13 protein-coding genes and 1 tRNA gene are annotated in these 15,679 nt (G+C 51.4%); 4 read left to right on the top strand and 10 right to left on the bottom strand.

Going from position 1 to position 15,679, the window contains the following annotated elements:
• Window positions 1-13: 13 nt before the first annotated feature.
• Complete coding sequence (locus PHT49_03265; GenBank protein MDD5450898.1) at window positions 14-2,308, bottom strand: ATPase, T2SS/T4P/T4SS family; 2,295 nt, start codon at window positions 2,306-2,308, stop codon at window positions 14-16.
• Between the two features lie 223 nt (window positions 2,309-2,531).
• On the opposite strand from PHT49_03265, the gene PHT49_03260 reads away from it, so the two are divergent.
• Complete coding sequence (locus PHT49_03260) at window positions 2,532-5,636, top strand: response regulator (GenBank protein MDD5450897.1); 3,105 nt, start codon at window positions 2,532-2,534, stop codon at window positions 5,634-5,636.
• A 167-nt stretch (window positions 5,637-5,803) separates the two neighbouring features.
• Here the strand turns inward: PHT49_03260 and PHT49_03255 are convergent, their stop codons facing one another.
• From PHT49_03255 to ileS, 9 genes are all read right to left on the bottom strand, one after another.
• Entirely contained in the window at window positions 5,804-6,361 is a 558-nt protein-coding gene (locus PHT49_03255; protein MDD5450896.1) for a 2-oxoacid:acceptor oxidoreductase family protein, read from the bottom strand.
• A 195-nt stretch (window positions 6,362-6,556) separates the two neighbouring features.
• On the bottom strand, window positions 6,557-7,294 hold the full coding sequence (locus PHT49_03250; GenBank protein MDD5450895.1) for a thiamine pyrophosphate-dependent enzyme: 738 nt from the start codon (window positions 7,292-7,294) through the stop codon (window positions 6,557-6,559).
• A 189-nt stretch (window positions 7,295-7,483) separates the two neighbouring features.
• Window positions 7,484-8,548 (bottom strand): 3-methyl-2-oxobutanoate dehydrogenase subunit VorB, encoded by a 1,065-nt coding sequence (vorB, locus tag PHT49_03245; protein ID MDD5450894.1) that lies wholly within the window; start codon window positions 8,546-8,548, stop codon window positions 7,484-7,486.
• Between the two features lie 2 nt (window positions 8,549-8,550).
• Window positions 8,551-8,754 carry a 4Fe-4S binding protein gene (locus PHT49_03240; protein MDD5450893.1) on the bottom strand — a complete coding sequence of 68 codons (204 nt, stop codon included), beginning with the start codon at window positions 8,752-8,754 and terminating at the stop codon, window positions 8,551-8,553.
• Window positions 8,755-8,862: 108 nt separating this feature from the next.
• Entirely contained in the window at window positions 8,863-9,813 is a 951-nt protein-coding gene (fabD, locus tag PHT49_03235; GenBank protein MDD5450892.1) for an ACP S-malonyltransferase, read from the bottom strand.
• A 160-nt stretch (window positions 9,814-9,973) separates the two neighbouring features.
• Window positions 9,974-10,417, bottom strand: coding sequence for a glycine cleavage system protein GcvH (gene gcvH, locus PHT49_03230; protein ID MDD5450891.1), 444 nt, complete (start codon window positions 10,415-10,417; stop codon window positions 9,974-9,976).
• 108 nt (window positions 10,418-10,525) lie between these two features.
• Window positions 10,526-11,305 (bottom strand): prolipoprotein diacylglyceryl transferase, encoded by a 780-nt coding sequence (gene lgt, locus PHT49_03225; protein ID MDD5450890.1) that lies wholly within the window; start codon window positions 11,303-11,305, stop codon window positions 10,526-10,528.
• Between the two features lie 3 nt (window positions 11,306-11,308).
• A complete protein-coding gene (gene lspA, locus PHT49_03220; protein ID MDD5450889.1) occupies window positions 11,309-11,842 on the bottom strand; it encodes a signal peptidase II in 534 nt (177 codons plus the stop codon).
• A gap of 10 nt (window positions 11,843-11,852) precedes the next feature.
• On the bottom strand, window positions 11,853-14,657 hold the full coding sequence (gene ileS, locus PHT49_03215; GenBank protein MDD5450888.1) for an isoleucine--tRNA ligase: 2,805 nt from the start codon (window positions 14,655-14,657) through the stop codon (window positions 11,853-11,855).
• A 186-nt stretch (window positions 14,658-14,843) separates the two neighbouring features.
• On the opposite strand from ileS, the gene PHT49_03210 reads away from it, so the two are divergent.
• The 3 genes from PHT49_03210 to PHT49_03200 all read left to right on the top strand — a co-directional run bounded on the left by PHT49_03210 (window position 14,844) and on the right by PHT49_03200 (window position 15,646).
• Window positions 14,844-14,919 (top strand) — tRNA-Ala (locus PHT49_03210).
• Window positions 14,920-15,037: 118 nt separating this feature from the next.
• Window positions 15,038-15,226, top strand: a complete 189-nt coding sequence (locus PHT49_03205) for a hypothetical protein (protein ID MDD5450887.1) — start codon at window positions 15,038-15,040, stop codon at window positions 15,224-15,226.
• Between the two features lie 303 nt (window positions 15,227-15,529).
• Entirely contained in the window at window positions 15,530-15,646 is a 117-nt protein-coding gene (locus PHT49_03200) for a hypothetical protein (GenBank protein MDD5450886.1), read from the top strand.
• Window positions 15,647-15,679: the final 33 nt, after the last annotated feature.

Raw genomic sequence — 15,679 nt, 5'->3', positions numbered from 1 at the left:
CATTGCCGGCTACCTACCCTATCAGGTTGTTAAATACCTCCTCCACGGTGGTAATTCCTTCTTTGGCCTTGAGGAGCGCCGTCTCGGCCATGGTGCGCATGCCGTTTGCCCTGGCCAGGGCGCGTATCTCCTCTGTTGATACCTTCTCTACGATAGCCCTTTTGATAGGCTCATTTATACGCATAAATTCATAAATAATGGTCCGCCCCTTATAACCGTCTGTGCAGTCCTTACAGCCTTTCCCTTTGTAAAAAGTATGCCCCTGGTATTTTTCAGGCGCGAGACCGGCGGCGGCCAAAGATTCCGGCGCCTTTGTATCTACCTGCCGGCACTCGGGCGACTTGCAGATCGTTCTCGCTAATCTCTGGCTGATTACGCCCAGCACGGTCGAAGAAAGCAGGTAAGGCTCGATACCCATGTCCATCAGCCGGCTCAGGGTCTCCGGGGCGTTATTGGTATGCAGGGTGCTGATGAGGAGATGACCGGTTAAAGCCGCCTGAATGGCAATGCGCGCCGTCTCCGCATCCCGGATCTCGCCCACCATAATCACATCCGGGTCGTGCCTTAAAATCTGCCGCAAGGCCTTGGCAAAGGTGAGATTAATATGGGGCTTGACCTGGATCTGATTCACGTTGGGCAGTTCATATTCCACGGGGTCTTCAATGGTGATGATATTTTTACCCTTAAAAACCGGCTCCTGGAGCAGGCTATAAACCGTAGTAGATTTTCCACTGCCGGTCGGGCCGGTTATAAGGAGCATGCCATAGGGGCGGCTTATAAGTGAACGGACCAAGCCAAGATCATCAGGGAAAAAACCCAGGTCTTCTAGCCCTATAACCGATGCGCTTTTTTCCAGGACACGGATGACTATACTCTCCCCCCAGATGGTGGGTATGGAAGATATACGGAGATCGATCAGTTTTTCTCCCACACGCAATCGGGCCCGGCCATCCTGCGGGAGTCTTCTCTCGGCAATGTTCATATTGCCCATGATCTTGATACGGGAGATAAGTATGGGATGGATGTACTCGTCTATGGCCTTTTCCTGACGAAGGATGCCGTCGATGCGGTAGCTGATGACGGTCGATCGCCGTTCCGGATTGATATGGATATCACTGGCTCTCTTGGCCACAGCCATCCTTATTATCCCATTGACCAGCTTGACAATGGAGGCCTCTTCCACCTGTTGAATGAGGTCGGCCATCTTGTCGTCCGTCTCTCCCTTTTCCGCGGCTACTACCTCGGAAAGACGCTGTATCTCATCGTCCAGGGCAGGCGCCCCAAAGTACTGCTTTATGGCCTCCTCGATGTCGTTGGGTGTAGAAAGCACCTCCTTAATGTTAAGACCGGTTGTTGACTGGATATAATCCTTTGCGGCAAAATTTATGGGATCAGCGATAGCTATGGTTAACGTGTCACTGGTCTTATTTATGGGGATAAACTGTAATCTCCTGGCTGACTCCTCCTTAACCGTGGCCACAGCCACGGGATCAACGGGATAGGTCGAAACGTCAACATAAGGTAACCGGTACTTAAGGGCCAGGGCCAGGGCCAGGGATTCCGGTGTAGCCAGATCCATCTCCAATAGAATCTGGCCCAGTTTTTTGCTCCGGTTTTCCTTTTGAGCCGACAAGGCCCTCTCCAAGTCTTCCCGGGTCAGGATTCCGGCCTGGACGAGTATCTCGCCGATCTTTTGTCCGACTACCGTCTTTTGTACCTTGAGAGCCCGTTCCACCTCCTCTGTAGAGGTCACACCCTCCTGGACAAGAACCCCGCCAAGCTTTATCTCCCGATCTTCTTGTTGTTTTTCCAGCGCTTTCGCCAGTTCCTCCTGGCGCAGCATCCCTTCCTTCACCATGATCTCGCCCAGCTTAGGGGCTACACGCACACTCTTTACCGCGGTTTTAGGGACGAAGATCCGCAGGTTGTTGTCCCGCCGATTGAGTGGCGAAATAAAAAATCCCCTCAGGCCGGTTTTCAGCGCCTCCGCATATCCCTGAATGACCTCACCATCCACAAATTCTACCTGCACATGGCGCCCCACCGACGAAACAGGCGAGGTCTGAAGCTGAACTGAGTCATCTGCGGGTCGGGCCAGGCCCTCAAATTCCCTCACGAAAAATACGGCCTTAATGTCATCCCATTTGATGTCACAGGAGCTCGACCGGTCTATGGACTCGACCTTTACAACCGGATTCTGTTGATTAAAGGACAGGCACCGGCCCTTGATCATGCGGCCGTCTAAAAATCGAACCACAACCTTATTGCTGGTTATAACCGCGCTACCCGCCTCAGGATTCGCAACCATTTTACCTCTCCTCATCTACTCTTCGGAAATGTATGGTTTTACCTTGAACGGTCTGAACCGGATCCGTTTGTTTTTGGTTCAAGGAATCTTGCCGATAGCCGATACGGAGATGAAAGGCCCATAAGTGAACAAAATACATTTGCATTCCATATTTGTTTCTTATATAAGCTTGTTAACTCCCTGTATCCTGTGCCCTTTTCGGTGAGGGATTAAAGGAGAGGCATTGTCCGACGTCAAACAATCCCATTTCAAGTCCAGCCTGGCCCGCCGGCTTTCGCTTTACATCGTGGGTTCCGCCGTATTTATCGCCCTCGTGGTCGGCTCCTCGCTCATTTACCTCCAGACGCAAACTCTTTATGATAATCAATGCCAATCTATGGCCGCCATTAACCAGCGCATAGCCGAGGTAGTCCGGGAAGTGGTCAGAGACAGTCAGTCCCTTCTCTACATGGCAGTTCAGGATGACTGCTTCCAGGAGATGAATATACCGCGCATAAAAAACTATTTTACCCGTGCCATGCACCGTTTCCCGGACTTTGTCTGCTTTTGTCTTCTGGATAAAAACGGCCACGAAATCCTTCGCGCCGGGTCCTGTCCTCATTCCTACCCGTTGGGAAAAGGCCCGTTTAAGAAACAGTTCGCTAATGCCCTGCAAAACGGGGACGCCGAATCCTATATCGGTCCGGTCTTTGTTAAACAAGACCGGCCTATGACTAATATAGTAGCCACTATCAATAATGATAAGGGGCCGGTAGGGATGATTTATACCACCCTGGACATAACCAAATATTCAACCCTTCTATCCACAGTAAAGATAGGCGGCGGAGAAGGCTACGCCTATCTGGTGGATAAAAAGGGCTATGTTATAGCCCATTCAGACTTCAGGCATGTCTTAACAAGTGAGAAGTGGTCTGAAGTCGCTTCCGTGAAACATATAATGTCCGGTATAGACCATGCTCACAACTTCAAATCAGACCGATACCGGGCCTGGAACGGCAGGAAGGTAATAGGTGTACATACCCGAATCCAACCTATGGGCTGGGGTGTAATAGTCGAACAGCCTCTGGCCAGCATCTATGCCCCCATAAAGAGAACGGTTCTCAAGACCACATTATGGCTGCTGGCGGCTATCGGCGTGCTGATAGCCGCCACCCTTTATCTCTCCCGCCGCATAACCAGGCCTATCCTTACGCTCAAGGAAGGCACACAGGAATTCGCCAACGGCAACTGGGAGGTATTTTTTGATTTTAAGACCGGGGATGAGATCCAGGCCCTGGGTGAGGCATTTAACTCCATGGCCGCAACTCTGAAAAATCTCTATGGCAAACTGCATCAGGAGATAAAGCGGGTCTCCCTCTCCGGGGAGGCCCTCTGTGCATCAGAGGAAAAATACCGCGGCATCTTTGAAAATGCGGCTGAAGGCATCTGCCGCAGCACCCTGGACGGAACGTTTATTGTGGCCAATCCGGCCCTGGTAGCTATGCTGGATTACGAATCCGTGGAGGAACTGTTGGCGCTCAATATCCCAAAAGATATTTACGCATCGGCATCCGACAGAGATCGTTATTTGCAAAACTTGATTAAGGATGGGTCTGTAAAAAACTTCGAAACAATCTTTAAGAAAAAAGATGGGACTATAATATGGGTCAGCCTGAACGCCCACGCCCTAAGAAACGAAACCGGCCAAATAATCGGCGCGGAGGCTATCGTAAGCGATATCACCACACGCAAAAAGGCCGAAGAGGCACGCTATGAGCTGGAAGAGTTTAATACGCGGATGGTGCATGCCATTCCTTCTTTTATATGCGTCATTGAGCCGGATTTCAGGCTCTCCTTCGTCAGCGACCACGCCGGGCAATTCTTCAACCGGCCGGTGGAGGAAATGCTGGGTAAATGGGGCCTCTGCCATTTTGGATGCATTTACCGGAAAGGCCGGGAATGCGGCGACAGGCCGGACTGCTTCCGCTGCCAGACACACCCGGCATGCCGCAACTGTCCGCTCCGGCTGGCATTAATTGCCCTTTTCACCCGCGGAGAAGAGACCGTACGTAAGGAAATGTCCCTAAAAAAAGAGGCGGATGGCGAGGAGGCAGAAAAAACTATCCTTTTTACCGTCTTATCTCTGCAGCGGGGAGAAAAAGAGATGGCCCTCCTTATTATGGACGACATAACCCAGTATAAGAAGTTGGAAACCCAGTTCTTCCAGGCCCAGAAGATGGAATCCATCGGGCTTCTGGCCGGCGGCGTCGCCCATGACTTTAATAACCTGCTTACCGGCATAACCGGATATGCATCTCTCCTCTTGAATAAACTGGATAAAGACAGACCTGAATATACTTACGTTGCAAACATTGATCAGGCCGGAGGGCGGGCGGCTGAACTTATCCAGCAGCTCCTGACCTTTGGCCGCAAGGTGCCCACCAACCCGAAACCTTTTCAATTAAACTCGCTGATAGAGGAGACCCGAAGCCTGCTTTTACGCACTATACCTAAAAGTATAGTTATCGAGACTTATCTTGATCCCGGCCTTTCCATCACAGAGGCCGACCCGGTGCAGATCCAGCAGGTGGTCATGAACATCTGTATCAATGCCCGTGATGCCATGCCCAACGGCGGCAGGCTGATCATTGAAACCATCAACGCCGGCCTGGATGAGACCTATTGCAACAACCACCACGGTGTTCTCCCCGGACGCTATGTCTGCATAGCGATCTCGGACACCGGCATCGGGATGCCCAGGGAGGTCACAGAGCGTATCTTTGAGCCCTTCTTTACTACCAAAGGACTGGGCAAGGGTACGGGCCTGGGGCTGTCGGTGGTTTATGCCATCGTCAAAAATCACCGGGGATTCATAAACGTCTATAGTGAAATCGGCCGCGGCACCATGTTTAAGATATATCTGCCGGCCGGTGGAGAAACGAGGCAGGAAATGGAAGAAAAAATTAAAAACCTGCCTACAGGGGATGAAACCGTCCTTATTATTGATGACGAACCTCTGGTACTCAACGTGGCCCAAAACATCCTGGAAGACTTTGGCTACAAGGTGATACCCGTATCAAACCCGCGGGAGGCCCTGGGTCTGTATCAGAAACAACAGCAGGATATCGATATGGTCATCCTCGACCTGATTATGCCCCAGATGGGCGGGATGGAATGCCTGGATAAGTTATTGGGGATCAACCCGGGGGTCAAAGTAATATTGACCAGCGGCTACAGCTTAAATGGCCATGGGAAAGAGGCTATGCGCCCTGAACTTAAGGGCTTTATCAGGAAACCGTTTCAGGTGGCAGAGTTTCTAACCGCAGTGCGAAAAGCCCTCGATGCCTAAGAAGGCAATTTCTCACGCAAAGGCGCAAAGACCGCAAAGAAAAAACGAAAATCTGGAAATCAAGAAATCAGGAATGCATTTTTCTTCATGAGTTCCTGAGTTCCAAATTTTATTATTTTTGCGTCCTTAGCGGCTTTGCGTGATATTTTGAACTTTTTACGAGTTAATCAAATTTGAGATTTGAGATTTCTTACGTAGATGGCGCCCTTTTCCAGACACCTGACGTTTACCGGCAGCAGGTCACGATATCTTTCCTGTATAATCTCTGATAACGCATCAACAAGGCTCTGTAAACGCACAACCCCGGTCTTTGTTATCAATGCCCCCAAGGCCGCCATGTTTCCCAGGCGATCATCCCCGGTCTCCCGGGCCAGGTCATTAGCCGGGACAAACAACAGGTTGATACCCTTATAGACAACCTCCGCAGGATCAACAAGAGAAGCGTTGACCACCAGCAAACCGCTGCGCAGGAGGCGCGGGCCGAATTTATATAGAGACGGCCTGTTCATGACGATAGCGGTATGCGGGTGATAAATGACCGGAGAACCGATTTCCTCATCCGCCACAACCACGGTGCAATTAGCCGCCCCTCCCCGCATTTCCGGCCCATAAGCAGGCATATAGGTCACATTTTTCCCTTCGAGCATAGCGGCATGGGCCAGAAGATTGCCCATAAACAGTATGCCCTGCCCGCCGAATCCGGATATGATCACGTCAAAATACATTATCTTCTCTATGTTGGACGCAGATGAACGCAGATTACCAGGATATTAGCAGCTTCATATTTACCGCAGAGATCGCGGAAAACGCTGAGATAACATATTGTCTGTCTCACAATCTTTCTCTGCGGACTCTGCGTCCTCAGCGGTAAAAAAACTTTTCTGCGCATATCGGCGAAAATCTGCGTCCTAATTTAATCCTTATAAGTCGCCTTTAAACACCCCCAGCGGAAATTCCGGAATCAGCGTCTCACTTACATAGCGATTGGCCTCGCACGGGGTCATCTTCCAGTTGGTCGGACAGGCAGAGAGGAATTCGACAAAGGCATAGCCCTTCCCTTCCACTTGTATGCGGAAGGCCTTTTGAACCGCCTTCTTGGCCTGGAGAATATTTCTGGGATTGTTAACGGCCACTCTGGCCACAAAGGCCGGAGGCTTCAGCGCCGCAATCATCTCGGCCATCTTAAGGGGGGCCCCTTCGCCAATAACCCGGCGGCCTGAAGGCGTCGTCGTAGTCTTCTGGCCGGGCAAGGTGGTAGGGGCCATCTGTCCCCCGGTCATCCCATAGATAGTGTTATTGATAAAAAATACCGCCAACTGTTCTCCCCGGTTAGCGGCATGGATAGTCTCTGCCAGGCCAATGGCGGCCAGGTCCCCATCGCCCTGGTAGGTAAAGACTATGCTTTCGGGCCGCGCCCTCTTTATACCGGTACCCACTGCCGGGGCCCGGCCATGGGGGGCCTCCAGCACATCAACGGCAAAATAATCATAAAGAAAGACCGAACAGCCGATAGAAGCCACGGCAACAACCCGTTCCTGAATGCCCAAAGCATCTATAGCCTCGGCGATCAGACGATGGGCTATGCCGTGATGGCACCCGGGGCAATAATGAAAAGGGACGTCATAAAGGCTTTTTGGTCTCTTAAATACCGGCTTCATCTTAAGGACTATTGGATAAAACTTTTTTTGTAACACCTTAGCTGTTTGAAAAGAGCTAGTCGTCCAGAAAACAGCGTCTCGGGAATCCCCCTTAATCCCCCTTTTTCAAAGGGGGAAACGTATTTCCCCCCTTTCGGAAAGGGGGGCGAGGGGGGATTTGGTCTTGGGTTTTGTGGCATTTTCAAAAGACTAAAGTGATACCCTTCTTTTAATTTGTTTAAAAAGCTCATTCGGGGTCGGGATATAACCCGGACATAGACAGGACTCCACAGTGGCGCCCGGCTTAACCGCTAAGCGCACGTCTTCGACCATCTGGCCGGTATTCAATTCACAAACCAGGAACCGGTTCACCCGGTTCGAGATAGCGGCGAGCGCCTGCGAAGGAAACGGGAAAAGGCTTATGGGACGAAACATCCCGACCCGCATCCCTTTCATGCGGGCCATCTGTATGGAGGTCTTGAGAATTCTGGCTGTGCACCCAAAGGCCACGACTATGGCCTCGGCATCCTCTGTAAGGTACATTTCGTAACGAATTTCCTTCTCCATGCGTCTGTATTTCCTGAAAAGTTTCCAGTTGCGCGCCGTGAGTTCACCTTCGTTCAAATACAGACTTTTCAGATACCGGGCCTTGCGTCCCTTTGCGCCGGTAAGCGCCCAGGGTTTTCTTATCTCCCGCCCCTTATAACCCCGGAGGTAAACAGGCTCTTTCATCTGTCCCAGGACTGCATCGCTCAAAACCAGAACCGGTGTCCGGTACCGGTCTGCAATATCAAAGGCCAGCATAGTCAGGTCATAACTCTCCTGCACAGAATGGGGCGCCAGGACAAAGGTGCGATAGTCACCGTGACCGCCGCCCCGGGTGGCCTGAAAATAGTCGCCCTGGGAGGCGCTTATCCCGCCCAACCCCGGACCGCTACGGCATACATTGACCACTACACACGGGATCTCTGACCCGGCCATATAGGAGATGGCCTCTTGCTTCAGAGATATGCCCGGGCTGGAAGAAGAGGTCATGGCCCTCGCCCCTGTGGCGGCAGCCCCCATCACCATACTGACAGCCGCTATCTCACTTTCCGCCTGAATGAATGTCCCGCCCACGGCAGGCATCCGGCCGGCCATGAATTCCGGGATTTCGTTCTGCGGAGTAATCGGATAGCCGGCATAAAAACGACATCCGGCCGCAATAGCGCCCAAGGCAATGGCCTCGTTCCCTTTAACCAGCTTCCGGTTAGAAACCGCTTCTGTCTTCCGCATTTTTAACGCCAGACCTCTATCGCCATATCCGGACACATCTCCGCACACAGGCCGCAGCCATCGCATTTCCCGGACGAGGCCAGAGAAATTACATAATATCCCTGTCTATTGATCTCCGTGCTGATCTCAAGGAGGTGTTTGGGGCAGGCCAGGGTGCAAAGGGCGCATCCTTTACACCGGTCTTTATACAGGACTAGTTTTGGCATCTTAAAGCGATCAGCTATGAGCTTTGAAGCTTTGAAGCTCCCCGCAGCAAGCTGCGGGGAATCTCCGTATGCAAGGTAAAATGCATCGTATTCGCTCGCTATGCATGTTCAATTTCCGGCCAACCTTTCAGCAACGGCCAAAAGGCCTTCCAGATCGTCGGCCTGATAGATTTCGAAGCGATCATCAGTCGGCAAGGTCTTTTTCAATAAACCGGATAAAACCTTTTTAGGGCCGGCCTCAACAAAAATAGAGACACCCCCGGCCAGCATCTTTTGCATTATATCATACCAGAGTACGGGTGAACATATCTGCCGGGACATGATCTTACGGATCTCTCCCGGCTCTTCCGCGAACTCGGCGGTGACATTGAACAATACAGGGACAGAGGGATTATGGAACGTGATCCCTTCCATAAATTCCTTATAATAGTTGACTGCATCCCTTAAAAGGGAACTATGCCAGGGCCCGCTGACCTTTAAGGGGATGGCCTTCCCGCCGGCGGCGCTCACCTTAGCCGACAATCTATTTAACGCCTCTTTCTGTCCCGTAAGTACGATCTGCTCATGTGTATTGTGGTTGGCAATAGAAACCACGCCCACGCCTGTTCCCCGGACATCTTCAACCAATCCTTTTATGACATCTATATCCAAGCCAATAGCCGCTATCATGCCCCCGGGATTCTTTTCCGCCTCCTGCTGCATTAGTCTGCCCCTCTCCGCTACCAGGCGAAAGGCATCCGCCAGACCTATAACCCCTGCGGCATAGAGCGCCGAATATTCTCCAAGGCTATGTCCGGCCACCATATCCGGGGCCAGTCCATTTTCCTGTAACACGGCTAGGCAGGACAGATTAACGGCGGTAATGGCCGGCTGGACGTTGACCGTTTCCGTCAATCTTTCTAAGGGGCCGTCAAAACAGAGAGAGGCCAGATCAAGGCCGGTAATGGCAGAGGCTGTGTCGAAAATCTTCTTTACCTCTGACCTTTTCAGATAAAGATCCTTCCCCATGCCCACGTACTGAGACCCCTGGCCGGGGAATAAAAAAGCTACTTTTTTCACAAAATCAAATCCCTTTCCAATTGAAGCTCCCCGCAGCAAGCTGCGAGGAATCTCCGTATGCAAGGTGAAATGCATCGTATTCGCTCGCTAACCCCGCTGCAAGCAGAGGGGAATGCGCTCGCTATGCATGTTCAGGTCTGCAAATAAAATTTTTCCTTCTCTAATCTGCTTCTGCTTCCTCTTCCTCTTCTTCTTCCTCTTCTTCTTCCTCCTCCATCTCCTCCTGCTGCACGTATTCCCTGTACTCGTCCGCACTCATAAGCTCATTATATTCCTTAAGGGAAGGAACCTTTATACGTATAAGCCAGCCTTCTTCATAAGGGTCATCATTGACTATCTCCGGGGAATCGATGCGCTCTTCATTAATTTCGATTACCTCTCCGCTCAAAGGAGCGTACAGATCGGAAACAGATTCAGAAGATTCTATACTGCCGAACGGATCATCGCTAATGACCGCTTCCCCTTCCTCCGGCAATTCAATATAAACAACATCACCAAATTTCTTCTGCGCATAATCAGTAATGCCTATGGTAATCTTTTTACCCCCATCGTGTCTGGCCCATATATGTTCTTCAGTATATTTAAGATCTTCCAGAATAAGCATACGCACCTCCAAGCAGCCATAAAGATCAATAACAGCGGGCCTAAATCCTACGCCCCAAAAATTCGGGCCTAATAATAATGAAGTTTGCCCCTTTTGCAAGATTTTTTATTACGTGCCCCCTTGCCTTGCGCCTTGCTTCCTCAGAAAATAAAAGAAACCCGCCAGCGCAGCAACAGCCGAAAGTAAGCTTATAAATTGACTGGTAGAGAGGAGATCGCCCCATACCGCCCCACGGGGGTCGCCACGGTAATTTTCGATGATAAAGCGCGCCACAGCGTATAGAAAAAAGAATGTCCACATCATCTGGCCTTCAAACCGCTTCGCCCGGCGTGTAAGCATAAGAATGGCAAAAATAATAAGCGCCGTGCCGGCCTCATAAAGCTGGGTAGGATGGAGGGGAATATAAAGCGGCGCCAGCGAATCCGGATTGGTAAACGTAACCGCCCACGGGACATCGGCAGGCCGGCCATAGCAGCAACCGGCAGAAAAACATCCGAGGCGGCCAAAGGCCAGGCCAAGGGCCAGGGGCGGGGCCAGGATATCCATGGTTGTCCAGAGCGGCAGCTTGTTATGCCTTATATAAAAAATCGTAACTGCCATCGCCAGGATAACCCCGCCGTAAAAGACCAGGCCGCCTTTCCATATCTTAAAGATCTCGAAGGGAGACATTATAAGCCCCGGGGCCTCTGCTATGACATAAAGAAGCCTCGAACCGATGATCGCCGAAATTATGATCCAGAAAAAAAGGTTGGAAATCTTCTCGGTATCCAGAGCCGCGCGCCTGGCCTCCCGGACGGCAAGGGCCATGCCTGCCATAAACCCCATGGCCACAAACAGACCATAGGTGTGGATAGTAAGCCCGCCTATGCGAAAGAGTATCGGATGCATAGATTACCCCTGTTGTCTATAAAGCGTAAGCGCCAGATACAGCACGCCGCAGCTTATGGCGGCATCAGCCACATTAAAAGCCGGCCAATGGCAGCCGCCGATATAAAAATCGAGAAAGTCGATCACCTTGCCCATGCGCACCCGGTCTGCCATATTTCCGATGGCGCCGCCCAGTATCATCCCCATAGCGATGACCGCTCCCCGGCCCTTTGACCTGAAGTGTCCGAAGAGATAAAAGATAAACCCTACGGCTAACAGTGTTACCGAAAGAAAAAATAACCGCTTCCAGGTATCCGGCTCTCCGCTCATCAGCCCAAAAGCCACGCCGGAATTCGTTATATATGTCAGGTTAAAAAAACCCGGGACGACGGCCCGGCTCTCATACAGGCCAAAATGGTATTGTATATGTCCCTTGGTCAGTTGATCCAGGGCGAAAACACCAAAAGCCATGCCCAGGAATAAATACCACAGTCTCTTCTGAGAGAGGTCGTCCGCCGGCTTTAAAGATTTTTTTTCTGTTTCTGATAGAGTATCCATACTACTTTTATTATCCTTTACTCCCGCTTGCCGTAACCACCTCCCGGCATCGGGCACAGATAGTCGAATGATCGGTAAAAGCGCCCACACTCTCAGATACCGTCCAGCAGCGTTCACATTTGGTCCCTTTAGCCGGAGATACCACAATAGAAAGCCCGCTTATCTCTTCAGCCACGTAGGCGCCGGCCGGCGCTGGCCCTTCGGCAACCCCGAATTGCGATACGATCAGTATGGCGCGTAATTGCTCTGCATTTTCGCTCAAAAACGAATAATCTTCAGAGGCAGGATAAACCTTGAGCGCCGCGCTGAGGGTATGTCCGATCACCTTGTCCCTGCGGGCCAGTTCCAGGGCCTTGGTCGCCCCGGCCCGGACGGCAAGCAGCTTTTCCCATTTCGCGGCGAGCGCCGCATCCTTAAACTCCGGCGGGAGGGATGCGAAACCGGCCAGGTGAATGCCCTCTTCCCGGCCCGCCGTCTCAGGCATATACTGCCATATCTCATCAGCGGTAAATGAAAGAATAGGAGCCATCAGACGCACCAGGGTATCCAGGATGTAAAACATGGCGGTCTGGGCCGAGCGCCGGTCTTTTGATTCCTTGCCGCTGGTGTAAAGTCTGTCTTTAAGGACATCCAGGTAAAAGGCGCTCAAATCCACGGCGCAAAACTGGTAGAGGGTGTGATAAACGGTATGAAGTTCAAATTCCTCGTAGGCCGAGCGTATCTTATCTGTTATTTGCACAAGTTGATGCAGCGCAAAACGGTCTATCTCCACCATCTCACTGTAAGAAATGACATCTTTCTCCGGTGAAAAGTCATACAGGTTGCCCAGTATGTAGCGCGCCGTGTTTCTGATCTTCCGGTAGGCCTCGGTCAACCGCTGCAGGATCTCCGGAGAAATCTTGATATCATCGCGATAATCTTCGGCTGATACCCAGAGGCGCAGGATCTCCGCCCCATGTTTTTTTATGATCTCCTCCGGGGCAATAACATTGCCCAGGGATTTGGACATCTTCTTTCCTTCGCCATCGACTACAAAGCCATGGGTAAGCACCGAGCGATAAGGGGCCTGTCCCCGGGTACCCACCGCCGCCAACAGCGAGCTGTGGAACCAGCCGCGGTGCTGATCGCTCCCCTCCAGGTACAGGTCAGCCGGGAAGCCCAGTTCTTTCCGGCCTTCCAAGACAGCGGCAAAACTGACCCCGGAATCAAACCAGACATCCAGGATGTCCGTTTCTTTCTCAAATTCCGTGCCCTTACATTTGGGGCATGTGGTTCCTTCCGGGATAAATTCCCCGGATTCAAGCTCAAACCACGTATCCGCCCCGCCTTCGCGGAATTTATTAACCACTTTTCCCATGATCTCCGCATTCATGAGCGCCTCGCCACAGCCGCGACAATAAAAAATGGTCAGGGGCACACCCCAGGAACGTTGCCGCGATATACACCAATCCGACCGGCTGGCCAGCATGTTGTGGATCCGGTCCCGGCCCCACTTAGGCACCCATTTGACCTTGTCCACCCAATCCAGCGTCTTTTCCCGGAGGCCGTTTTTCTCCATGGAGACAAACCACTGTTCGGTAGCCCGGAAAATGACCGGCCTTTTGCAACGCCAGCAATGTGGATAGCTATGCTCGATCTCTTCACTCCCTATCAAACGCCCCTTCTCCTTGAGAAGATTAATAATGGCCCTATTGGCCTTGAATATATCCTCTCCGGCAAAGTAGCCGACCTCATCCGTGAACTTACCCCCGGCGTCCACCGGCGAATAGATGTCCAGCCCGTAGGCCGAACCACTCTCATAATCCTCACGGCCATGGCCCGGCGCGGTATGTACACACCCGGTGCCGGTGTCCATGGTTACATAGGAGGCCATAATGACGGCAGAATCGCGCTCATAAAAAGGATGCCGGCACTTCAGCCCCTCCAGGCGCCGTGCCGGGAAACGCTCCAATATCTTATATCCCTCAATACCCAGGGCTCCCAGCAGTGAAAGAAGCAGCCCTTCGGCCACGATCCATACCTCATCTTCTACCTGTACGGCCACATAATCAAATCCGGGGTTCAGGGCCACGGCCAGGTTGGCCGGAAGGGTCCAGGGAGTAGTAGTCCATATCAGCATGAATACATTCCTGCCGGCCAGGGACGGCAGGCGGGAGGTCAAATCCGAAGCCAGCGGGAATTTGACATAGATGGACGGCGAACGGTGCGGATAATACTCAACCTCGGCCTCGGCCAGTGCCGTCCTGCACGAAGTGCACCAATAAACCGGCTTTTTGCTCTTATATATGCTGCCGTTCAGAAAAAGCCGGCCAAACTCGCGGGCAATCGTTGCCTCGTATTCATAACTCATGGTCAGATAAGGATTATCCCAGTCCCCCAGGACGCCTAAACGCCTGAACTCGGCCCGCTGGATATCAATGAATTTTTCGGCGTACTTCCGGCAATGCCGCCGGAGTTCAAGTTTGGATAAGCCTTTCTTCCTGGCCCCCAGCTCCCTGTCCACCTGGTGTTCGATGGGCAGTCCGTGGCAGTCCCAGCCCGGCACGTAGGGACAATCAGCCCCGGCCATCTGCCTGGACTTTAAGACTATGTCTTTCAGTATCTTATTAAAGGCCGTACCCATGTGGATGTGGCCGTTGGCATAAGGCGGTCCGTCATGGAGTATATACCGGGGTCTCCCGCCCGACGCCATGCGTATGCGTTCGTAAAGTCTGGTCGCCTCCCATTTCTCAATCACGGCCGGCTCACGTTCGGTAAGATTGGCCTTCATGGCAAAATCAGTCTGCGGCAGATTAAGCGTCTCCCGGTAGTCCATGTATCCCCCCGCAAAAAACACAACAATCAGATAGGGTTGTAAAGCTATCACAACAAGGTAGCTTGTCAAGCGAAAAACGCCCGGTGTCAGGCCAGGCTGAACTGTCCCTAGATTTGATATAAACCTCTTGACAGGAAAGTTTTGTCAGTGTTAATTAGAAACTACTTGAAACACATTGCTCGATGTGGGGCTGTAGCTCAGCTGGGAGAGCGCTTGAATGGCATTCAAGAGGTCGTCGGTTCGATCCCGATCAGCTCCACCAAATTTTGGGTTCAGGGAAGGCTGCCAAACGGTTTTTCCTGCCATGATAAAAGCCTCTGCTGAAAGTAACCGCCTTCTTCCAAAACAGCAGAGGCTTTATTACTTGACCGGGTCCGGATATGAGTAAGGATCAAAAAGAAAAAAAATATGAAAAATTAACGGCAGACGATGAGATCATCCTCCGGGCCGCCAAAGAGATAGTCATAAAATTCATCGAGACCGGCCGTGTCTCACCTACCTCTTTTGAGGAAAACTTCCAGAAGATATATTCCAGCATCAAGGACACGGTACTGGGTAAATCCAGGTAGCGCCCACCGCAAAGACGCCAGGTACGCAAAGAAAGCACCTTTTATCTCTTATCTTTTAAAACCCATATTTCTCTGCGTCCTTTGCGGTGAATAATTAAATCTTACCGGTACCTCTCAAATTCCCCGCCATATTTTAGTGATTCTTGACAAAAATACCTGAATTAACCTATTATGCTTCTTCTCCAGATTGGTTGGAGAATATCAAAAGAAATATGAAACTACTTGACTTTTGTTTCAGAAAAAGATTTGCTTAAAAAGGTACAGAAAAGTGTAGCGTCCGTTCTTTCGGATATTCCTTTCGTTGTGCCGGGCAAGCCTGACCTGATTTTCCCAAAATATAAGACGGTTATTTTCATCCATGGCTGTTTCTGGCATGGTCATGAGGGATGCAAGTATATGACGTCGATGTTGAGTTATTGAATTACTGAGCATACTCCTTCTCTAATTTCTGGT

Source organism: Desulfovibrionales bacterium (assembly GCA_028715605.1).
Lineage (GTDB): Bacteria > Desulfobacterota > QYQD01 > QYQD01 > QYQD01 > QYQD01.
Note: the sequence above shows the minus strand (reverse complement) of the source record. Positions and strands in the feature narration are given on the sequence as shown.